The following is a 498-nucleotide window of genomic DNA, read 5'->3' as shown; positions in this document are numbered from 1 at the left end:
GAATAAGCGTCCAATCAACACACAGGCCGATGCAAAAGCTGCATGGATGGTAACACTAGAAAGATTTGGTGTTCGTTCAGGTGACTTAGCTAGTTTCCGTTATGGATTGAAGAAAGACAAACCTGACGTAACTGTGCTTGTAGACCCAAGTGGTGACTTCAACCTAAAGCTTTTCGACCAAATGAAAGCTATGGCAGACAAGTACTCCTTTGAGATTGTACTTGCTCCGCTGCTTGGTGGTGAATCTATTAATGAATCCCTAAAACTCTGGTGCGCCAAAGACCGTCAGAAATCACTTGATGAACTGATGGCTCAAAAGAGTGCTACTGGAGAGATATTCCCTACTTGTAATAAAGACCCCTTAATCAAAGCCCTTGGTGTTGCAGGTGTTCTGCAAATCAAAGGTCTTCCATTTTTTATCAGAGCTGATGGACTTCAACTGCAGGGAGCCCCTGACAGTCTTTCTGAATTCATGAGCCGAAACGTAGACAACATTGG

1 protein-coding gene is annotated in these 498 nt (G+C 43.8%); it reads left to right on the top strand.

Annotation, left to right across the window (positions count from 1 at the left end; genetic code table 11):
• Positions 1–498 (top strand): thioredoxin domain-containing protein (locus ABT58_RS24275; RefSeq protein WP_047876791.1); only part of this gene is annotated, 498 nt, incomplete at both ends.

Origin of the sequence: Photobacterium aphoticum (assembly GCF_001029435.1) — a bacterium.
Taxonomy (GTDB): domain Bacteria; phylum Pseudomonadota; class Gammaproteobacteria; order Enterobacterales; family Vibrionaceae; genus Photobacterium; species Photobacterium aphoticum.
The sequence above is the reverse complement of the archived record's forward strand: the minus strand, read 5'-3'. Positions and strand labels throughout refer to the sequence as shown.